We start from the raw sequence: 21,942 nt of genomic DNA on the forward strand, positions 1-21,942 counted from the left end.
GCAGCATTCAGGCGGGAAGCCACATCACCCCTGTAGGCGCGAGCGTGCTCCCACAGGGTTGTGTGTTGCGGGAATCAAGACATCAGTCACGCTGCAATTTGCGAATCAACGTACCGATGTCGATACCCAGATGCTGCGCCGCCTTGCGTTTGCTGCCGCACAGTTCCACCGCCTCGAGGATGACCTGGCGTTCGAACTGCTGGACCTGAAGTTTGAGGTTCTGCTCGGCGCTCTGATCGGTGGCGCCCTGAACGACGGAGGGCTTCAGTCGTTGCGCTTGCAGCAGCTCCGCAGGCAAATGATGCTCTTGCGCCTCGTCGTCGGCGAGAACGGCCAGGCGTTCGAAGATGTTGACCAGTTCGCGAATGTTGCCCGGGAAGTCATAGCTCATCAGACGCTTGCGGCAACCGGCGGACAGGCTCAGGGAAGGCTCGCGATCACCGTTGATGCGGCTGAGCAGGATGTCGATGAGAAACGGCAGGTCATCGCGATGCTGGCGCAGTGGCGGGATTTCCACCGGCAGCACGGCCAGGCGATAGTAAAGATCGGCACGAAATTCACCGGTGCTCACCAAGTGGCGCAGATCCTTGTTGGTGGCCGCGATCACTTGCACTTGCACGGTTTTGCTCAGGGGCGAGCCGACTGATTGAATGGTGCTGTCTTCGAGAAACTTCAGCAACTTGGCCTGTACATGCAAGGGGATCTCGCCGATCTCGTCGAGGAACAGCGTCCCCCCGGAGGCCGCCTCGATGTAGCCTTGCTTGCCGCCCTGCAGCGCACCGGTAAAAGCGCCACGCTCGTAGCCGAACATCTCCGACTCGAACAGGCTCTCGGGAATGCTCCCGCAGTTGACATGAATGAACGGTCGATCACCCCAGCCGGCCGCACGGTGAATGTGTCGGGCAATGGCTGTTTTGCCGACGCCGGGCTCGCCCAGGAGCAACAGTCGCGCGCGCCGGCGGAACGCGCGCACGCCGGTGTCGGCGATGCTCGACAGTTGAGGCGAGAGGTGCAGGGCGTTGTCCTGCGGGTCGCGCAGGCCTTGCGGTTCCGCCGGTCGATTGCCGAGTGATGCCCGCCGTTGCGGCTGGCTGCCGTCGAAGTCTTTCTGGGTCAGCATCCGGAACGGTTTTTCGTACGCCCCGGTGGGGATGGCATGGGTGCTGCTGAGCAGCACCCGACCTTCCCGGGAACGGGTCAGGGCGCTGTTGCCTCCGCGATTGAGCGCGGCCAGCAAGTCGTCGTAATTCAGGGCCGAGCGCTGGAAGAAATCGCGCTCGGACAACCCGATGGCTTGCTGTTTCGACAACCGGTTGACCCGCTCGGCGGCGAGGTTGAGAAAGCGCACCCGACCTTCGCCGTCAGTGACGATCAGTGCTTCGCTGAAGCTGTCGAGCAAGGCGTGCAGTGCCGGGGTTTCCAGCAAGGCACCCAGCACTTCACTGCTGGCATTGACCGAAGAGCGCATGCCCATCTGCAACGAGGGCGGCAGGTTCGAGTCGTTCATGGATGCAAATCCTGGACGCGACGCCCCTGGCATTCGCGAAACACCGCCACCCGCCACGCCACGCCCTCACGGACCAGGATGCGCGAGCAGTGCACATTGAAATTCCGGTCGCGCCCATGCAAATCAGGTAGCGGCAGGCTGTGCCAGGTGCGTTCGGGCAAGGCCATGTCCAGCAGCAACTGTGCGATCCCGGCGCCATGGGTGATGCCGAACGTGTCTTCGAACGCCGCATTGCGCCATTGCGGCTGCAGGTGTTCATCGATCACCAACACGGCGTCGGGCACGGCATCGAACACCCGGCGCAACGCTTCGATGCGCTGCTCAGCGTCGTGCTGCATGCGCAATTCCTGGCTGACGTCGCGAATGCTGCCCCACATCCGCAGCAGTTGCCCGTTGATGATGGTTGCCCGCACATCGTTTTCGACGTAGGCCGGCGAGCCATCGTGGCGACGGTCCACCGAGAGGGCGCAGTCGACGCTGAACCCCGCCTCGATCAAGCGCCGCACGAATGCTTCGTTGGCCGGGCTGCGAGGCCAATACAGGCGGACGGGCTGCTGATTGAAATCGACATCCGACGGCATCTCGTAGACATCGGCCATGGCGCGGTTGCACAAGCGCCAGTGGGAGTCGTTTTCAAAGACCTGGCGGACAATTTCGTCCGGGGTATTGTTGATGTTCACCGCTTCGGCGAATTCGATGCACCAGTACGCCACCTTTGCGCTCTGCAGCATCTGGCTCATTACTTCGTTGGCGTTGTGCATTTCCCGCAGCCGGTGGCCCAGCGATCCGAGGGGGATTTTTACCAGGTGCAGGCGCGCAGGTTGCACGGTCCGCCATTCCAGCAGGCCACTGGCGATCACGTGCAGCAGGCCGCCATTGTGGCGAATCAAGGTGAGCTCCAGGCTCGGGATGAGTTCGTCGGCAGGCGGGTTGGCGAACAGCGACTGCAAGGCACGCACCGACTCGACGCTGAAAATGCGTTCGATCGGTTGCGCCAGCAGTTCCTCCAGCGCATAGCCCAATTGATCGCTCAGGCTGGCGGACAGGTTGAGCAGTTGCCCGTCGGCGCTGACGGTGCTTGCGAGGGGCTGGGCTTTCTTGGCCAGCAAATTCAGGATATCCATTGATGGATCAGCTCGATATTGGCGTTTGAGTGTTTGGATGCGGCACATTGCATGCCAATCGAAACGCTTATAAACATTGACGTTTACGAAGGCCTGTCTGGCTGAGCGCTGTGATAATGCAGCAGTTCATGCATATTTACAGCACTTTGCCGGGCCGAACACGCTATCCGATGAATGACCCTGTCGCGGCTGATCGCTGGAGCGGTGAGGGCGATAGCATTTTTCCATCCAGCCAGGTGTTTCCCAGGATGAAATCGGTCTAAAAACGGCCCCCTATTCCCTGAGTGCTTTGCTAATCTGAAGTTGTAGGTGAAAACGCAGACTGATGCGCAAGCGGATAGCGAGGAGGCGTGGGGCGCGCTCCGAAGGGTACACGGTTAGAAAGATCTCCGCGCTGAGATCCAGCCCTTATGCCGTGTGAAGCAGGACAGTGTTTAGTTGCATCATGGTTACATGACTGTTCTGTGGGAGGCCTGATAAACCTTGTAAGCCAGAGACCAGCGCTGGCCACCTACTTAACCTTCGAAGCCCGCCTTGAGCGGGCTTTTTAATGCCGTTCACGCAATCCTGCAGAAGCCAGGCACAGGTAACGCAATACCTGTAGGAGCGAGCCTGCTCGCGATGGACTCCAATACGCCGCGTTTAACCAGGCCACACGCGTCATCGTTAACGACCCTCGCCAGCAGGCTGAACTGGCCTAATGATCCCGGACACCTCTTAAGGGCGATATGATTCGCCCAATCAGGAGGTTCCATGCAAGAGCGAAAGACCTATACCCGCGAGTTCAAGCAACGTGCTGCAAGCATGGTTCTTGACGACAACTGTTCAGTTTCCGACGTCTGCGCATCGATGGATGTCGGCCCTACGGCTCTGCGCCGCTGGGTTGATCAGGTGCGTAAAGAACGTCAGAAAGGGCAACCCGTAGCAGGTACTAAAGCGATCAGCGACGAGCAGCGAGAACTCCAACAATTACGCGCCAAGATCAAACGCCTGGAGACTGAGGCCGAAATCTTAAAAAAGGCTACCGCTCTCTTGATGTCGGATCCCGATCGTTTTTCCTGATTGAGGAGCTGAGAGAGTCAAGCTCGTATCCGACCAGCCAGCTTTGCAGTGCTCTGGGCGTTTCTCGCAGCGCGTTCTATGACTGGCGCCATCGCCGCTCAGTACCAAATACCGAGCGTGATGCGCTCAGGGCAAAGGTCGTACAGCTGCATGCTGAAAGTAGGGAAAGTGCCGGTGCGAGAATGATCTCCCAGTGCTTGAAGGCTCAGCGGCTCAAGGTTGGAAGGTATCTAGCAGGAAGACTGATGGCGGAGGCGAATCTGGTTAGCAGACAGCGCCGCCGCCATCAATACCGCTCCAGGGGCGTCGAAGCATTTGTGGCCAAGAACCTGCTCGAACGTAACTTCGAGCCAACAGCAATCAATCAGGTCTGGTGTGGCGACGTTACCAGCCTGATGGTCGGGAAACGCTGGTATCACTTGGCGGTGGTCATTGATCTGTTCGCCCGCCGAATCGTTGGCTGGGCGTTTTCTCTGATCAATGACGCCAACCTGGTTAGCAGGGCGCTGAAAATGGCAGTGGAGGTTCGAGGCAAACATGCGGGCTTGATGTTTCATTCGGATCAAGGCTGCCAATACACCAGCCAGCGTTTTCAGTCCGATCTGCTGGATCATGGGATAACGCAAAGCATGAGCCGCAGGGGGCAGTGCTGGGACAATGCGCCAACAGAGCGTTTCTTCGGGACGCTCAAATCAGAGTGGGTGCCCACCAAGGGCTACACGACAGTTGAAGAAGCCAGGCAGGATATGACCAGCTTCTTTATGCGATACAACCGAATCAGGCTCCACAGCTACAACAACTACCTGTCGCCAATAGCCATGGAGCAAAAAGCGGCATAAACACCGTAATCGGTGTCCGGGGTTACTTGACCAGTTCAGGCTGGCTCCTACAGAGGGATGTAACGCCATACCTGTAGGAGCGAGCCTGCTCGTGATGGACTCAAATACACCGCGTTTAACCAGGCCACACGCGTCATCGTTGACGACCCTCGCCAGCAGGCTGGCTCCTACAGAGGGATGTAACGCAATACCTGTAGGAGCGAGCCTGCTCGCGATGGACTCAAATACGCCGCGTTTAACCAGGCCACACGCGTCATCGTTAACGACCCTCGCCAGCAGGCTGGCGCCTACAGAGGGATGTAACGCAATACCTGTAGGAGCGAGCCTGCTCGCGATGGACTCAAACACGCCGCGTTTAACCAGGCCACACGCATCATCGTTGACGACCCTCGCCAGCAGGCCGGCGCCTACAGAGGGATGTAACGCAATACCTGTAGGAGCGAGCCTGCTCGCGATGGACTCGACTACACCGAGTTTAACCAGGCCACACGCGTCATCGTTAACGACCCTCGCCAGCAGGCTGGCTCCTACAGAGCGATGTAACGCAATACCTGTAGGAGCGAGCCTGCTCGCGATGGACTCAAAAACGCCGCGTGTAACCAGGCCACACGCGTCATCGTTAACGACCCTCGCTGGCAGGCTGGCGCCTACAGAGCGATGTAACGCAATACCTGTAGGAGCGAGCCTGCTCGCGATGGACTCCAATACGCCGCGTTTAACCAGGCCACACGCATCGTCGTTAACGACCCTCGCCAGCAGGCTGGCGCCTACAGAGGGATGTAACGCAATACCTGTAGGAGCGAGCCTGCTCGCGATGGACTCAAACACGCCGCGTTTAACCAGGCAACACGCGTCATCGTTAACGACCCTCGCCAGCAGGCTGGCGCCTACAGAGCGATGTACCCCAGGCATAGGTAACGCAATTCGACTGGCAGGGCTCACCGGCTGTGCTAGCGTCTTGAGGTCAACCCTCATTCGCGAGCTCCCTCCATGGACGAGACTATCGTTAATGTCACCACTGCCAAGTTCAACGCCCTCATCGCCATCGTCCAGGCCTACGGGGCCGCTTTCGCGATCAAGATTCTCACCGCCATCGCGTTCTGGATCGTCGGGCGCTGGCTGATCGGCTTTGCCGTCCATATGGTGCAAAAGGCCCTGGGCAAGCAGAAGGTCGACCCGACGGTGTTGCGCTATGTGGGCTCGGCGATCACGGTGACGCTGAACATCATCCTGGTGATCGGCATCCTCGGTTACCTCGGCATGCAGACCACCACCTTCGCCGCGTTGCTCGCCGCAGTCGGCCTGGCAATCGGCATGGCCTGGTCGGGGTTGCTGGCCAACCTGGCGGCCGGTGCCTTCATCATTGTCCTGCGGCCGTTCAAGGTGGGCGATTTCATCTGCGCCGGCGGGGTAACAGGCACGGTCACCGAGATCGGACTGTTCGCCACGGCGATCAACACCCCGGACAACGTGCTGACCCTGGTGGGCAACAACAAGATCTTCAGCGACAACATCCAGAATTTCACCCACAATCCCTTCCGCCGTGTTGAACTCAAGGCACAGCTGTCCGGCGCCGCCGACTGGAAGGCAGCGGCAGCCTTGCTCAAGGAGAAAATCGCGTCCATTCCCAACGTGCTCGCCGAGCCGGCGGTGGATGTGGAGATTCTGGAGTTCAATCTGGTAGGGCCCGTGTTGGCGGTGCGTCCTTATTGCCACAACGAAAACTACTGGCAGGTGTATTTCGACACCAATCGCACCATCAAGGATGCCCTCGGCGAGGCGGGCTTCCCGGCACCGATACCGGCGCAAACGGTGATTTTCCAGCAGGGCGCTACCTTACCCGGAGCGCTGACCAAGGAATGACGGCGTCAGTTCGATTGCGGTCATGGGTACCGGGTCGCAATCGACTTCATGCGGAGCAGGATCAATAAATGCAGGATGTTCGCCCCAACCCAACGCTGACCCTGGAATATTGTGTCGAACGTCCGATATTCATGGATTTCTTGCAGAACGCGAACCGTACACCCGATGCAACCGCTGTCATTTCCCACGATGCATCGTGCAGTTATCGTCAACTTGAGCGCATAAGCCGGGGCATTGCCGGCTTTCTGATCGAAAAAGGCGCCCGCGAGTCAGACCGGGTGGTCATCATTTCCAATCGCTGCGCGGGCCTGGTCTACGCCATGCTCGGCGCCTCGCGGGCCGGGTTGACATTCAGTGTCGCCGACATGGCCTATCCCGCTGCGCGCATCGACCAGATCATACGCATCCTGCAGCCCTCGTTTGTGTTGCTTTGCGGCGGGGCGACCTTCGATCCCGGGCCTGTACAACCGGGGCAGGGCACTGCTCATCCGCAAGTGGTGCAGATTCCCGAATCGCCTGACGAATCCCTGCAAGCGTTTGCCATTGCTCCAGATGATTTGCCGGAAGTCGACCCGGCTCATCCGGCCTACATCACCTTCACATCGGGCAGTACCGGTGAACCGAAGGGGATTGTCACCCACCATGCGCCGCTGGTTCATTTCATCGAGTGGCATACCCGGCATCATTCGCTATCGGAAAACGATTGCTTTTCCCTGTTGTCCGGACTGGGTCATGACCCCGTCTACAGGGACGTCTTCACGCCGCTGTCCATCGGCGCGAAAGTGGTCATTCCGGCGCAGTCGCTGGTTATCGATCCATCGGCCTTGGCCACATGGCTGCATGAACATGCCATTTCGGTCATTCACTTGACGCCGCCCCTGGGCAAGCTCATTGAAGCGGGCGCAAAGATCAATGGAACCCGATTCAACGATTTGCGCTACCTGTTTTGGGGTGGCGACGCCCTGAGCGATACCTTGTACGAACAGATGCGCGTCATTGCACCCGATGCAAAGAGCGTGAACTTCTACGGTACGACGGAAACGCCACAGGCCATGGCGTTTCACCCGCTCGATCCCACCGCCGACAATTCGCGGATACCGCTGGGCAAAGGCATAGACGGGGCACAACTGCTGGTCGTGAATGACGCCAGTCAGTTGGCCGGCATTGGAGAAATGGGGGAAATCCTGATTCGCAGCCCCTATTTGTCATTGGGTTACTGGGGCGACGCGGCGAAGACCCGGGATAGTTTTGTGGTCAATCCCTTTACTCGTGTCCCGGATGACATTTGCTACAAGACCGGCGACCTCGGCACATACCTTCCGGATGGCAGTGTCATGTTTCTGGGGCGGGGTGACAGTCAGGTCAAGATTCGCGGGCACCGAATCGAACTGACTGAAATCGAAGGCGCCATTTCGCGCCATCCTCGAATCAAGCAGTGCGTTATGCTGGCGGCGAATGACCGTTCCAGCGTGAGGCTGGTGGCCTATTGCGTTTCAACCCAGCCTGTTTCGTCGGTTCAATTGCGCGAGCATGTCAGCAAGGCACTTCCCGACTACATGGTGCCGGCGTTGTTCGTGTTTCTGGACGCCATTCCACTGACGCCCAATGGCAAGATCGATAAGCGGGTGCTGACTGCAGCGGGCGCTTCGACGCAAGCGGCGTCCCCGGGCTCGGACCAGAATCTGTCGCCCATCGGGCTCAAGCTGGCGGACGCCTGGTCTGCAATCCTCGACGTCCCGCATATCGACGCCAACCTGTCGTTCGTCGAGCTGGGCGGCGATTCGCTGTCGTTCGTCCAGGCGTCAATGGTCCTTGAGCGGTTGATCGGGCATTTGCCCGAACGATGGGAAATGCTGCCGGTTCGTGATCTGGGTGAGTTGGCCAACACCGCCAAACCCTCGAGGCTGGCCGTTCGGGCAATGGAAGTTCCCGTGTTGCTGCGGGTCATGTCCATCGTGATGATCGTTGTCGGGCATTTTCAACTGTTTAAGGATTGGGCGTTCTTCGGCGAAACGGCGGTGTTGTTCGTCGTGTCCGGTCTCAGCCTGGCGAGGTTTCAATTTCAAGCCATCAATGAACGCGGCAACGCCAGTACGCTCGTCAAGTCCGTGGCCACTATCGCAGTGCCCACCGTCCTGTATACGTTGTTGACCCAGCTGCTTTTCGACAGGTTTCACTGGCAGTCTGTCTTGATGATTTCCAACTGGTTTGCCCCCAATGACATCGGCTACTTCACCTATTGGTACGTTGAAGTGCTGTTGCAGATGATCGTGATTATCGGGCTAGTGTTGTCGTTCGAGCGCGTCAGGCAAATCATCCTTTCCAATCCGTTCCGTTATTTGCTCATGGCGTCCTGCCTGTTGGCGGTGGCTGATCTGTTGATCAGTCTGTATGTGTTTGACGCTTCAGCGCTGGATAACCGGGTGCCACAGCACTTCCTGGCGATCATGGTGCTCGGCATGGCCATTCACTATGCCGACTCCACCCGGCGCAAATGGATGGCCAGCGCGGTGGCGGTCATTGTGGTGGGCGGGCGAGATTTACTGGAGTTCTACGGGCATGGCTTGCCTGCGGTTGGCATGAGCGAATACATCGATGTGGCGGTGCCGGCGGTGCTCGCGGTGATCTGGATCCGCTCGGTGCCCGTGCCAGGACTCATCGCGCGGGGGCTCGCCGCCATCGCGGCGTCAACGCTGTACATCTATCTGACGCACTTCCAGTTCCAGTCCGTGGCCCGTCGCCTCAATGACAGCCCTGTACTGGCCGTGGTAATCGCCATCGTCGGCGGGATCGTGGTCGGTTACGCCTGGAACAAGTTCGTGCGAATCGTGTTGATGCGCTTCAACGGCGCCGAGAAGAAGCGCCGTGCGCAAAAGATTGAACGGGTGGCCTGACGCCGATGTTTTCGTCAGGTCGCCACTTCACGGCTATCCTGATTTCCATGTTCTTGATGCCGTTGCGCTTCGTTAACCGGAGTCAACTGTTGCCTGGATGATGGGTACCTTCTGGCAGGGAAGGGTCTTTCGGCGTTCCACAGGCTTTTCTGGATGAAAGGCGGTGGTTGCACGGATAAGTGTGGCAGCGATGAACACAAGGGTCGAACTGGCAAGAGACGAAGCGGCTCCAGGCGTCTTGGTGCAAACACTGGAGCAGGCTATCGACGCCGTGGTGGTCGTGGATGCGCAGGGCCTCGTGGTGTTTTTCAATGCCGCTGCCGAACGCTTTTGGGGCTGTTCGCGCATTGAGGCGCTGGGCGGTAACGTCAGTGCCCTGATTCCCCGGGGGCTTGACCCGAACCCTGACGATTCTGCCAGCGAGCACACGGACGGCGGCGTCCATCACCTGGCAGGCAGCAGTCTGGATACGCGGATCGTGCGCCAGGATGGTCAGGAGCGCTGGGGCGTGATGTCCGTCTCGACAATCGTCATGCATGACCAGACCCTGCATGCGGTCTTCCTCAAGGATGTCACGCACCTGCGCGTGCAAGACCTCGAGCACCGGTTGCTATCGATGTCGATCAATGCCACGCATTCGGCGACGTGCATCGTCGACGCCCATCGACAGCTTATCTACGTGAATGACGGACTGATCCGCTTGCTGGGGTATTCCCGTGAGGAGGTGATCGGGCAATCACCCTTGCTGTTCTTCGTGCCCGACGCTCGGGCCGAGACGCAAGCGGAGCCGGAGCTGGAAGCCATTCTCTGCGGCCAGCCTCACGAGTTCAGCGCACTGATCAGCAAACGCAGCGGACAGCGCCTGTGGGTGCATGTGTCCTCGACACCCGTCTTCGATGCTCAAGACCAGCTCGAACACGTCGTGATCGTGCTGACGGACATTACCCAGTCGAAGTTGCATGAGGTGCTGCAGAACAAAGTCATTGGCGCATTGCTCAAGGAGGAGTCGCTGGAGAGTGTGCTGACGTTGTTGTGCCATGAAATTGAACGCATCGCCCCCGAAGTCATCGTGTCGATCCTTAGTGTTGATCCGCAAGGAATTCTGCATCCCCTGGCCAGCCCCGGCTTGCCGGTCGAATACTCCAGGGCCATCGAGGGCCTGGCCATCGGCCCCACGACGGGGTCCTGCGGCACGGCCGCCTACCGGGGCGAACCGGTGCTGGTGACCGACATCAACAACGACCCGCTGTGGGCGGACTACAAGCACCTGGCACAACAGTCCGGTTTGCAGGCCTGTTGGTCGATGCCGGTGCGCAACGGTGCCGGGCGCATCGCCGCGACCTTTGCACTGTATTTCCGGGAAAGCCGTGGACCGGACCCCTTGCATGGCCACTTGGTCAAAGCGGGCACGCATCTGTGCATGTTGGCCCTCGAACGCGAGCAAGCCCGCCAATCCATTCGAAAAATGGCCTTTTACGATGGATTGACCGGCCTGCCCAATCGCAGTTACCTGCTCGCCCAGGCACAACGCACCTTGGGCGAAATGGCGCGAGAGCAGGCGGAGCTGGCCGTGCTGTTTGTCGACCTGGATCGTTTCAAGCAAATCAACGATGCGTTGGGCCATGCCTCGGGTGACGAGTTATTGCGCGTCACGGCGCACCGGCTGCGCAGCCTGTTGCGAGAGGCCGACCTGGTCGGGCGTTTGTCCGGCGACGAATTCGTCCTGGTGCTGCCACGCATGAACGCGACACAGGTCGCGACTTTTCTGGAGCGGATGATGATGCTCCTGAGTCGCCCGATGACGATCGCGGGCATGTCGGTGGTCGTTTCGGCCAGCATTGGCATCAGCCTGTTCCCCGGCGATGGGCGTGACATGGAGACCTTGCTGCACCGTGCCGACATTGCGATGTATCAGGCCAAGCGCATCGAGCGCGGCAGCTTCAGCTTTTTTGTCGAAAAGATGAACCGGATCGCTCAAGACCGATTGGTTTTGGAAACGGCGCTGCGCAACGCCATGGCCACCGGCAACCTCGAGTTGTTCTACCAGCCGCAGATCGACCTCAACAGCGGCAGGCTGGTGGGTGTCGAGGCGTTGGCTCGCTGGGCGCATCCGGCCCTGGGCGACATCTCGCCAAGGCAATTCATACCGCTGGCCGAGGAGTGCGGGCTGATTAATGAACTGAGTCAATGGGTGCTGCAAGCGGCATGCGAACAACTGGCCGTCTGGCGTCGACAGGGATTGGCGATTGCGTCGCTTTCGATCAACCTGTCGCCGATCAACTTTCATAACCTCGATCTGGCCGAACTGATTGCCGGCCAATTGCAGCGATACGGTTTGCAACCCGCCGACCTGTGCGTGGAAGTGACCGAGGGCGTGGTGCTTTCCAACAGTCCTGGCACCTGTAAAACCATCCGCGATCTGCACGCGTTGGGGGTGCGGCTGGCCATCGATGATTTCGGCACGGGCTACTCCAGTCTGGGGTATTTGCGGCATCTGCCGATCAGCGAGCTGAAACTGGACAAGAGTTTTGTCGACGATCTGGAGCACGATACGTCTTGCCGGGCACTGAGCGAGTCGGTCATCGGCATCGGCAAGAGTCTGTCGTTGACCGTGGTGGCCGAAGGCATCGAGTCCGCCGTCCAGCGTGACATCCTCAAGGCCCAAGGGTATGAGGTCGGCCAGGGCAATTTCTTCTCGTTGCCACTGCCTGGCCAGGCGTTCGTGCAATTCATTGATTCGGTGAATGCGGGCGCGGCCGCGTGTAACGGGGCAGGGTCACTCTGCGTGGGGGCGGGGTTTTCGAGCTGATTCAGGGACGGCCAGACGATGGCGCTGTAAACTGGCCGCCCGGTTTCGACCGACCCTTTACCCCTCGAGCAAGAGTTTCCCATGGCCAATCAAGACATCACCTTCGTTCCTGACCCCGATGCCGATTCCATCTCCTCCGACGTTGCCGGTTTTGGCGGCCTGCTGGTCTCCACCCAGATCCCGACCCGTGCCGACGGCAGCCTGGAGCTGGGCGACATCACCCTCCAGAGCGAATGCACCCTGCAGGCGCTGAAGGTTGCGCTGGAGCGGGCCGGCAGCTCCATGGACCGGGTTCTGCACCTGACCATCTACCTCACCAACATGGCCGACCGGGCTGCCTTCAACGAGGTTTACCAGCGCTTTTTCGCCAAGCCATGGCCGGTACGCGCCGCCGTTGGCGTGGCCGCCCTGGCAGTCGAAGGCATGCGCGTGGAAGTCACCGCGATGGCCGCCAAGGGCTGATCCCTTCCAGCGACACTCAACCCTGTGGGAGCGGGCTTGCCCGCGATGGCGGTGGGTCAGACAACCAAGATGCTGGATGTACCGCCCCCATCGCGGGCAAGTCCGCTCCCACATTTGATCTGCTGTGTTTTGAAGAAAGTCAGCAAGTGAGCACCACCCGGCAGCATACGGGTGCCGGTCAGGCGTTTCGCCGCTACAATGCGTGCCTTGATCGTGACAGGCCAGACTAAAAACACATGTCCCTACCCAAGCATCATCTCGAATTGCTCAGCCCCGCCCGCGACGTAGCCATCGCCCGCGAGGCCATTTTGCATGGCGCCGACGCCGTTTATCTGGGCGGCCCAAGCTTCGGCGCCCGCCACAATGCCTGCAACGAGGTGAGCGATATCGCCCGGCTGGTGGAGTTTGCCCATCGCTACCACGCCCGGGTGTTCACCACCATCAACACCATCCTGCACGACAACGAGCTGGAGCCGGCGCGCAAGCTGATCCACGAACTCTACGATGCCGGTGTCGACGCGCTGATCGTCCAGGACCTGGGCGTGATGGAACTGGATATCCCGCCGATCGAACTGCACGCCAGTACCCAGACCGACATCCGCACCCTGGCGCGGGCGAAGTTCCTCGATCAGGCCGGTTTTTCGCAGCTGGTGCTGGCCCGCGAGCTGAACCTGCAGGAAATCCGCGACATCGCCGACGAGACCGATGCGGCGATCGAGTTCTTCATCCACGGCGCGCTGTGCGTGGCGTTCTCCGGCCAGTGCAACATTTCCCACGCGCAGACCGGCCGCAGTGCCAACCGGGGCGATTGCTCCCAGGCCTGCCGTCTGCCGTACACCCTCAAAGACGAAAAGGGCGGGGTGATCGCCTACGAGAAGCACCTGCTGTCGATGAAGGACAACAACCAGAGCGCCAACATCCGCGCCCTGGTCGAAGCCGGTGTGCGCTCGTTCAAGATCGAAGGGCGCTACAAGGACATGGGTTATGTGAAGAACATCACCGCCTATTACCGCCAGCGCCTGGACGACGTGCTTGAAGACCGCCCGGACCTGGCCCGCGCCTCCAGCGGCCGCACCGCGCACTTCTTCCTGCCCGATCCGGACAAGACCTTCCACCGCGGCAGCACCGACTACTTCGTCAGCGAACGCAAGATCGACATCGGCGCCTTCGATTCGCCGACCTTCACCGGCCTGCCGGTGGGCGTGGTGGAAAAAGTCGGCAAGCGTGATCTGCTGGTGGTCACTCACGAGCCGCTGTCCAACGGCGACGGCCTCAATGTGCTGGTCAAGCGTGAAGTGGTGGGCTGGCGGACCAACATCGCCGAGCCCAAGGGTGAGTTCGAAGAGGACGGCGAGAAGCGCTACCGCTACCGCGTCGAGCCAAACGAGATGCCAAAAGGCTTGCATCAGTTGCGCCCCAATCATCCGCTCAGCCGCAACCTGGATCACAACTGGGCCCAAGCGCTGCAAAAGACGTCCGCCGAGCGCCGTATCGGCCTCTCGTGGGTCGCGCGCCTGCGTGAAGATCGCCTGGAACTGACCGCCACCAGTGAAGAGGGCGTCAGCGCCAGCGTTAACCTGGACGGACCGTTCGGTGTGGCCAACAAACCGGAACAGGCCCTGGAGCAACTGCACGATCTGCTGGGCCAACTGGGCACCACCGAATACCACGCCACGGACATCAAGCTGGACGCACCCCAGGCCTGGTTCATCCCCAATTCGCAGCTCAAGGCCTTGCGCCGCGAAGTGATCGAAGCGTTGACCGTGGCGCGCATCGCCGCACACCCACGGGGCGCTCGCAAAGCCGAGACCACTCCACCGCCGGTGTACCCGGAATCGCACCTGTCGTTCCTGGCCAACGTCTACAACCAGAAGGCTCGTGATTTCTATCACCGTCACGGCGTGAAGCTGATCGACGCGGCCTACGAGGCCCACGAAGAGACGGGCGAAGTGCCGGTGATGATCACCAAGCACTGCCTGCGTTTTTCCTTCAACCTCTGCCCGAAACAGGCCAAGGGCGTCACCGGCGTTCGCACCAAGGTCGCGCCGATGCAACTGGTGCACGGCGATGAAGTGCTGACCCTGAAGTTCGACTGCAAACCTTGCGAAATGCACGTGATCGGCAAGATGAAGGGCCACATCCTGGATCTGCCGCAACCGGGCAGCGTTCAGTCAGTGGTCGGCCACATCAGCCCTGAAGACCTGCTCAAAACCATCCCCCGCGCGCCTCACTGAGTGACAGGCGAGCGCGACGTCACGGCGTCGCGTTTGCCTGGCCCGCTTCATCCACCACTGACTTTCCAGTGTTTGACATCGTCGGCGAACACCATTTGCCGCATCTCGTGAGCGATGCCGTAAGCCATGGATTCGTGGGCGGCGATGACTTTTTCCTCCGCCGACAGGCAGTGGAAAATGTCCAGCCTGGTGGGGGCCTCCGCCGTTTCCTGGGCAAATATCTGGACGTAGCGTGCCAGGTCGTTGTCCAGACTCGACAGGTATTCTCTCAACCGCTGGTGGTCGACCGATTTCTGGCTGAAGTACCAGTTCATCGGGTGAATCAGAAATCGCGAATGGGGGGATGTAATTCGACGGCCGGCTGCCAGGAACATGATGATGCCCATCGATTCGATGTTGCCGGCATTGATCGCGCAGAGTGGCACTGGCAATGATTTCAAGAAGGTATAAAGGGTAAAGCCAAAGTTGGTACTGCCGCCGCTGGTGGACAGATTCAAGAGCAGCGAATGGGCCCCTTGATCGATCGCTTCCAGGCAGCAATCCCTGAAGCGCTCAGTCGTTCCCTGATCGATCTGGCAATGAAAATGTACGATGTGCTCTGTCATTGATTGACCTTCCGAGTCCGCAGCCAGGAGGACGTACCGCGCGTTATCCAGTCTAGTCAACAATGCCCTTCGATTCTTGAAAAGCGGCGTACGGTCCGGGCTTGAGCGGCGGCGTCCGCCAGTCGATTGTTCCTGAATTCAATGGAACTAACCCTCGAAATCCACTCGTCGCGACACCGAATTTGCGTTCAAACTTTCGATTCCCTGCGCCCTCCGAATTGTACGGGCCCGAGCTCGTACCAACGACTCAAGAGGTGAACAGAAATGGCCAATACAGAAAACAACAACCCCGGTAATTCAGCCAGTGATCGGGACAAGGCTTCCGATGCCACCAAGAAAGGCACAGGGGCTTCCGGCGGCAACGTAACCAACGATCCACAACGAGCAGGCCAGAAAGGCGGCCAGGCGTCGGGCGGGCAATCGCGCGACGCTGATCGCATGTCAGGTGGCGGGCAAGGTACCCATCGCGGCGGCGAGTTTGCTGACGACAAGCAGGACATGACCAAACCAGGACAGAAGGGTGGTCAGGCCTCCGGTGGACGCCAGTCAGGCGATGCCCATCATTCGACCAGCGGCGGGCAGGGAAGCGGTCGTGGTGACAATATGGCCGATGACATGGATAAAGGCTCTGAAGCGGGACGCAAAGGCGGGGACCACAGCGGCGGCGGAGGACGTAAGGCCTAATGCTGCGTGATCCTCATCAAGCCTCGAGTTGTTTTCGGGGCTTGATCTTTAGGGTCGGCTCAAACGTACGGGTTGGACTGATCTGCGATAAACGCGATGTGGTTTGCATTGCGACCTGTCTTCAGCACCGACAGTGACGTGCGCATACACAACAGGGACCTGCGCGACACACGGTGACCGCTTAATGGCTGCGGCGGCTGATCAGGGCGATCATACAAGCAATCCCGATCAGTCCCCATGCCACCATGAACGTCACGCCCATGCCCCTGGCAACCGCCTCGGGAGGCGCGGTATTGATGTCCACCGAATGAGAGGCCAGCGCAAACACCGCGCCCAGCACCGAGGCCCCGATGATCAGCCCGAGATTGCGCGACAGGTTGAGCAACGCAGAGACCAGGCCCCGCCGGTCCGGCGCCACATTGCTCATGACAACGGTATTGTTGGCGGTCTGGAACACCGCGTAACCCAGGGTGATGATGACCATGGGTGCGAGGTAGCCGGCGATACCGAATGTCCTTGGTAGCGCCGACAGCGTGAAGCAACCCAGCCCCAGGGCGATGAGCCCGGCCAGGGTCATGCGCCGCGCGCCGAAGCGGTCGGCCATGCGCCCGGCGGGCACGCCGGCCAGTGCCGCCACCAGTGGCCCGACCGACAACACCCACCCGACCCCGACCGCATCCAGCCCGAGCGCCCGGGCCAGGTAGAATGGCCCGACCACCAGTGTTGCCATCATCACCGTCGTCACCAGCAGACTCATGGCCAGGCTGGCGCTCAGCTGCGGATCGCGGAACATCCCCAGGCGAATCAGCGGCGCAGCGACCCGGGCCTCCACCCGAATGAACAGGCCGACGCCCACGCACGTGACCAGCAACAGGGCGATGTTCAACGGACCAAAGTGGCCGCGGCCGAGGGTCATGGCCAATGCATAAGCGCCCAGTGTCAGGCCCAGCAACAGGCTACCCAGCGGATCGAAACCGCTGCCCACGGTGTCCGCCTTGCGCTGATCGGCCGGCAAGTAGCGATACGCAAGCAGCAGCGTCACCAGGCCCAGCGGCAGCATCATCAGGAACATCGCCCGCCAGCCGAATCCGCCGATCAGCAGGCCGCCGAGCGAAGGGCCCATTGCGGTGCCAATCGCCGACATTGTCCCGAGCAAGCCCATGGCGCTGCCGGTCCTTTCCTTGGACACGGTCTCGCTGACGAAGGCCATGGTCAGGGCCATCATGATCGCCGCGCCCAGGCCTTGCAGGACCCTCGCGCCGATCAGCAGGCCGAGGGTCGGTGCCAGGCCGCACAAGGCCGAAGCCAGGGTAAAAACGCCGATCCCGCCCAGGAGCAGGCGCCGCCGTCCGGTCAGATCGCCGAGCCGGCCGACGCTAACAATCAGCGTGGTGATGGCCAGCAGATACGCGAGGACGATCCACTGCACCTGTTGAAAGGAGGCCTCGAACACCTGGGCCAGCGTCGGTAAACCCACGTTGGCGATGCTGGTGCCGAGGGCGGACAGCAGCATCGACAATGACAGGCTGGCCAGCGCCCACCTGACGGATCCTGTGCGTTGTGCGCCCTCTGTCATTGTCGTTGTCGAATTCATGGGGTCCCCCTCTCGTGGCCACTCCCGATTGGAGCTATCGGAAATTTACGCCCGCGCCTAACATGGCGGAAGACGCAGCCTTTGCACTTAATACGTGCATACAACGCCCCATGAGCCCGCCACGAGGCATTGCATGTCCACCGCCGATTTCAACTTGCTGATTACCCTTGATGTGCTGCTGGCAGAAGGCAGCGTGGCCCGCGCCGCCAAGCGCTTGCGCCTCAGTCCGTCAGCGATGAGCCGGGCGCTGGCGCGATTGCGAGAAACCACTGGCGATCCGCTGCTGGTCAGGGCCGGACGCGGTCTGGTGCCCACGCCTCGGGCACTGGCCTTGCGAGAGCAGGTGAGCCAACTGGTGCAGGAGGTCGAAGCGGTGCTGCGTCCGGCCGAGCAACCGGACCTCACGCAATTGGTTCGCACGTTCACCCTGCGCACCAGTGAAGGTTTTGTCGAAAATTTTGGCGCCAGGCTGATTGCGCGCATCGCCGAACAAGCGCCCGGTGTGCGCCTGCGCTTCGTGCACAAACCGGACAAGGACAGCACGTCACTGCGCGACGGCACGGTGGATCTGGAAACGGGGGTGGTGGGGAAGGGCGCCGGTCCCGAATTGCGTACCCAGGGTCTGTTCCGTGACCGTTTCATCGGCGTGGTGCGTTCGGGGCATCCGTTGAGTCAGGGCCCGATCAGCGCTGCGCGTTTCGCTGCGGGCCGTCACATCGGCGTGTCCCGGCGCGGGCTGGACAAGGGGCCGATCGATGACGCGCTGGAACGGCTCGGATTGGAGCGCGAGGTCGCCACCATCGTCGCCGGCTTTTCGACGGCACTCTCGCTCGCCCGGACCAGTGATTTGATCGTCAGCGTGCCGGAGCGCCACACGGCCGACCTGCGCTAAGGCATGCACAGTTTCGAGCTTCCATTGTTATTGCCTTCTTTCACCGTGGCCATGCTCTGGCACCCACGACTGGATGCCGATCCGGTGCATCGCTGGTTACGTGAATGTCTTCGAGTGGTTTGTTCGGAATAGAAAGTAACTGGAGAAGGAATAAGTTTAAATTAACTGGGCAAACATTCGTTGTTTTCCAAGTTGGTGTTAAGCTGTTGTTACTGATTTTGCTTTTATTAAATTTTAGTTATATCGAAAAGCCAAATAGCTATAAAAAAATTTTGAACTTCTGGTTTGAAGTGAGGTAGGCCGGCAATCTTATTAATTAAAGGCACTGATAGGGAAGAGTTTGCAAATGCATTGAATGGCGCAACGCTATCAAGGTGGCGATTTACTAGTACTGACAATATATACAATAATATATCGGGCTATATTATCTAAGCTGTTGATTTACATTGGTAAAAAAATTTGATGTCGTGCGATGTTGGTCGGCTGTGATCATTGTCTAATTGAGGAAGGGCTGCAAAGGAAGTTAGGTGACGAAGTGCTGTTGCCGTGTATCTGCAAAAAAATCAGAATAAAAGCATGCGCGCTTCGTCATTGGTGCTAGTGTTGATAACTTCAATTCACCGCACTTGTCTCTCTAAAGGACGTGCGTCATGCCCATTCCAAATCCTCGAATCGCAATACTCGGTAATAGAGTGCCCAGTCTGAATCTTCCAGAACTTGAACACTTTTCCGACTTGGGCAGCCTGTTGGCTGCCCGCGCATTTGATGTATTACTGCTGGACATGCCAGCGGCCTATGCGGGCAAAGTGCTGCGCAAGCTACGCTCGATCCCCCCGTATCGCTATACCCTTATTTACTGTTGCCGCGACCAGGATGGCTGGTGTGAAGCGTTGGGCGATGGTGCGTGTCCTGTCGAGTCCAGTGAAATCAAGCAGCTTTGGGGCGCCTGGCAGGAGCGCTTCAGGCTGCTTGAACAGGGGGCCGCCCCCGAGCGTTTCGAAAGCCGGGTGCTGTCCTGGTTGTGGTTGCGCGAAAACGCCCATGTGTTTGCGTTGCGCGACCCGGAGGTGCCCCAGCATTACCGTTACCCTTTGCTGGACGCCCTGGCTGACAACGAGCAGATCAACGCGTTTGTCTGGCTCGGCTTGATGGTGCAGCAGGACTGGCTCGAAGAGGGGGTGCTGGTCGATCGCGTTCGCCTCTGTTCAGACTGTGGCTCGGGCCGACTCAATTACATCGACGTATGCGCCGAGTGTCAGGCCCTGGACATTTCCCGGCAGCCCTCGTTGCACTGCTTCACCTGTGGGCATGTGGGGCCACAGGAATCCTTTCTCAAAGACGGTGTGCTGCTGTGCCCCAACTGTTTGAGCCGGCTGCGTCACATCGGTACGGACTACGACCGGCCGATGGAGAACTATCGTTGCCGGTCATGCCAGGCGTTCTTTGTCGATGCCGAAGTGCAGGCGCGCTGCCTGGACTGCGGCTTGTCCCATACGCCGGATAAACTGCGAGTCCGCGAGGTCAGGGATTTCCGCCTGAGCGAGGCCGGACGGTTCCGCTGCCGCCAGGAGTTCAGTGATCGTTCGGTGCAGAACTTCGGTCGACTCAACCTGCTGGGCGGCAAGGATTTCTATGATCTGCTGAGCTGGCAGATCCAGGTCGTACGCCGCTACCCGTCGCCGACCTTTTCGGTGATCGGTCTGCGCTTCGTCAACCTGGCCGGCACGTTGTCGCACCTGGGGGAACAGCGCGGTCATGCCTTCATCGACAGCGTGGCCGATCGCTTGAAGGAAACCGTGCGGGAAACGGACCGCTGCTCGCGAAGTACCGAAGAGTTCTTCTGGATCATGCTTCCCCATACCGATGGCAAAGGCCTGGAGTGCGTCAAACAACGCTTGAGCCGGATCGCCGAGCTGTTTTCCGCGCCGGAGGTCAGCGACCTTTCCCTGCGTGTCGTCAGCATCACGGCGCCCGATGATCTGCTCGATCAGGAAAACGGTGAACTGCTGCTGGCCCGTTTGGCCGGTGAGTTGGTGTTACACCCATGAACCCCTTGATGGAACAACTCTACAACGCACTGGGTGGGCTTGCCGGGGCGGATGGTCTGAGCCGGTTGTTCTACATGCTCTTTCCATCGTTTCTGATTTTTGAATTGCCGATGATGATCCTGGTGATGCTGGGCGTGCTGCGCTGGTTCGCCCGCCGGCGTTCCCGCGTGCCGAAGATCAGCCTTTATCAGCCCAGGGTCTCGTGCGTCATCACCTGCTACAGCGAAGGAATGGACGTGCAGACCACGCTCTTGAGCCTGTGCGAGCAGACCTACGGCGGTCACATCGAGATGATTCCCGTGGTCGACGGCGCCACCGTGAACCAGGCGACGCTGGCCGCCGTGCGCAGTTTCAACGTCGACCCGCAGTTGTACCCCAGGCGCCATTTGCGTCCGATCGCCAAATGGCAGCGGGGCGGGCGGGTGTCGTCCTTGAACGCCGGCCTGTCGCTGGCCAGTGGCGAAATCGTGATGGCGCTCGATGGCGACACATCCTTCGACAACAACATGGTCAGCGCCATCGTGCGGCATTTCGAAGACCCCATGGTGCCCGCGGTGGCCGGTAGCCTGCGGGTGCGCAATGTCTGGGGTTCCTGGGTCACGGCGATGCAGTCGCTGGAATACCTGCTGTCGATCCACATGTCGAAGATCGGTCTGGCGGAATGGAACCTGGTCAACAACGTGTCCGGGGCCTTTGGCGCCTTCCGCCGCAGCTTCCTGGTGAAAATCGGCGGCTGGAACACCCATACCGCCGAAGACCTGGACCTGACGCTGCGTATCAAGAGCTACTTCAAGCGCCATGACCTGAGAATCCCCTTTGAGCCTGAAGCGATTGGCCACACCGACGCGCCGGCGACACTCAGCCAGTTCCTGATGCAGCGCCTGCGCTGGGATGGCGACCTGTTCTTTCTGTACATCAGGAAGCACAACCGCAACATCAGCCCGAAACTATTGGGCTGGAAAACTTTTCTGATGATCCTGTTGACGGGCTTCTTTTTCCAGTTGGTGCTGCCGTTCATCATCTTCACCTACACCTTGCTGGCCATCTTCATCCTGCCGGGCATGACCCTGTTGTTTCTGTTTTCGCTGATCTATCTGTTGTACCTGACGATCACCCTGCTGATGTTCTGCGCCATGTTGTTGATGATCTCCGACCGCCCTCGACAGGACATGACCCTCGGCCTGCTGGTGCCGTTCTTCCCGCTGTTCATGTTGCTCCTGCGCTGCTGGAGCGTGGTCGCCATGCTCAACGAAATGTTCCGCCGCGGGCATGAAGAAAGCTCGATGGCGCCCTGGTGGGTGCTGAAACGAGCCACGAGGTTTTGA

General features: G+C 59.8%; 14 protein-coding genes and 1 pseudogene. 11 read left to right on the forward strand and 4 right to left on the reverse strand.

Annotation, left to right across the window (positions count from 1 at the left end; genetic code table 11):
* Positions 1 to 82: 82 nt before the first annotated feature.
* Together GQ39_RS05495 and GQ39_RS05500 are read right to left on the reverse strand one after the other, a co-directional pair.
* Positions 83 to 1,507: a sigma-54 interaction domain-containing protein gene (locus GQ39_RS05495; protein WP_047527974.1), complete on the reverse strand. Its 1,425-nt coding sequence runs from the start codon at positions 1,505 to 1,507 to the stop codon at positions 83 to 85.
* A complete protein-coding gene (locus tag GQ39_RS05500; RefSeq protein ID WP_047527975.1) occupies positions 1,504 to 2,631 on the reverse strand; it encodes a PAS domain-containing protein in 1,128 nt (375 codons plus the stop codon). Before GQ39_RS05500 ends, GQ39_RS05495 begins: the two co-directional genes overlap by 4 nt.
* A 753-nt stretch (positions 2,632 to 3,384) precedes the next feature.
* Between GQ39_RS05500 and GQ39_RS33175 the strand changes: the two genes are divergently transcribed.
* From GQ39_RS33175 to GQ39_RS05535, 7 genes are all read left to right on the forward strand, one after another.
* Entirely contained in the window at positions 3,385 to 3,693 is a 309-nt protein-coding gene (locus tag GQ39_RS33175; RefSeq protein ID WP_047527362.1) for a transposase, read from the forward strand.
* 8 nt (positions 3,694 to 3,701) lie between these two features.
* On the forward strand, positions 3,702 to 4,532 hold the full coding sequence (locus tag GQ39_RS05510; protein WP_236693133.1) for an IS3 family transposase: 831 nt from the start codon (positions 3,702 to 3,704) through the stop codon (positions 4,530 to 4,532).
* Between the two features lie 990 nt (positions 4,533 to 5,522).
* On the forward strand, positions 5,523 to 6,395 hold the full coding sequence (locus tag GQ39_RS05515) for a mechanosensitive ion channel family protein (RefSeq protein WP_047527978.1): 873 nt from the start codon (positions 5,523 to 5,525) through the stop codon (positions 6,393 to 6,395).
* Positions 6,396 to 6,463: 68 nt separating this feature from the next.
* A complete protein-coding gene (locus GQ39_RS05520; protein WP_047527980.1) occupies positions 6,464 to 9,289 on the forward strand; it encodes an amino acid adenylation domain-containing protein in 2,826 nt (941 codons plus the stop codon).
* Between the two features lie 190 nt (positions 9,290 to 9,479).
* The gene (locus GQ39_RS05525; protein WP_081997852.1) at positions 9,480 to 12,098 is read left to right on the forward strand and encodes an EAL domain-containing protein; all 2,619 of its coding nucleotides are present in this window, start codon (positions 9,480 to 9,482) and stop codon (positions 12,096 to 12,098) included.
* Between the two features lie 81 nt (positions 12,099 to 12,179).
* Positions 12,180 to 12,560, forward strand: a complete 381-nt coding sequence (locus GQ39_RS05530; protein ID WP_047527982.1) for a RidA family protein — start codon at positions 12,180 to 12,182, stop codon at positions 12,558 to 12,560.
* A 236-nt stretch (positions 12,561 to 12,796) separates the two neighbouring features.
* Positions 12,797 to 14,794: a peptidase U32 family protein gene (locus GQ39_RS05535; RefSeq protein WP_047527983.1), complete on the forward strand. Its 1,998-nt coding sequence runs from the start codon at positions 12,797 to 12,799 to the stop codon at positions 14,792 to 14,794.
* Positions 14,795 to 14,841: 47 nt separating this feature from the next.
* Here the strand turns inward: GQ39_RS05535 and GQ39_RS05540 are convergent, their stop codons facing one another.
* Positions 14,842 to 15,399, reverse strand: coding sequence for an ATP-dependent Clp protease proteolytic subunit (locus GQ39_RS05540; protein ID WP_047527985.1), 558 nt, complete (start codon positions 15,397 to 15,399; stop codon positions 14,842 to 14,844).
* 264 nt (positions 15,400 to 15,663) lie between these two features.
* Here GQ39_RS05540 and GQ39_RS05545 point away from each other — a divergent pair, with 264 nt between their 5' ends.
* Positions 15,664 to 16,083, forward strand: a complete 420-nt coding sequence (locus tag GQ39_RS05545) for a hypothetical protein (RefSeq protein ID WP_047527987.1) — start codon at positions 15,664 to 15,666, stop codon at positions 16,081 to 16,083.
* 181 nt (positions 16,084 to 16,264) lie between these two features.
* On the opposite strand, the gene GQ39_RS05550 is transcribed toward GQ39_RS05545, so the two are convergent.
* Entirely contained in the window at positions 16,265 to 17,677 is a 1,413-nt protein-coding gene (locus GQ39_RS05550; protein ID WP_047527989.1) for an MFS transporter, read from the reverse strand.
* A 133-nt stretch (positions 17,678 to 17,810) separates the two neighbouring features.
* Between GQ39_RS05550 and GQ39_RS05555 the strand changes: the two are divergent.
* From GQ39_RS05555 to GQ39_RS05565, 3 genes and pseudogenes are all read left to right on the forward strand, one after another.
* Positions 17,811 to 18,701, forward strand: a pseudogene (locus GQ39_RS05555) (LysR family transcriptional regulator).
* Between the two features lie 518 nt (positions 18,702 to 19,219).
* A complete protein-coding gene (locus tag GQ39_RS05560) occupies positions 19,220 to 20,617 on the forward strand; it encodes a diguanylate cyclase domain-containing protein (protein ID WP_047527991.1) in 1,398 nt (465 codons plus the stop codon).
* A complete protein-coding gene (locus GQ39_RS05565) occupies positions 20,614 to 21,942 on the forward strand; it encodes a glycosyltransferase family 2 protein (RefSeq protein ID WP_047527992.1) in 1,329 nt (442 codons plus the stop codon). Before GQ39_RS05560 ends, GQ39_RS05565 begins: the two co-directional genes overlap by 4 nt.

It is taken from the genome of Pseudomonas sp. 11/12A (assembly GCF_000800055.1).
Classification (GTDB): domain Bacteria; phylum Pseudomonadota; class Gammaproteobacteria; order Pseudomonadales; family Pseudomonadaceae; genus Aquipseudomonas; species Aquipseudomonas mohnii.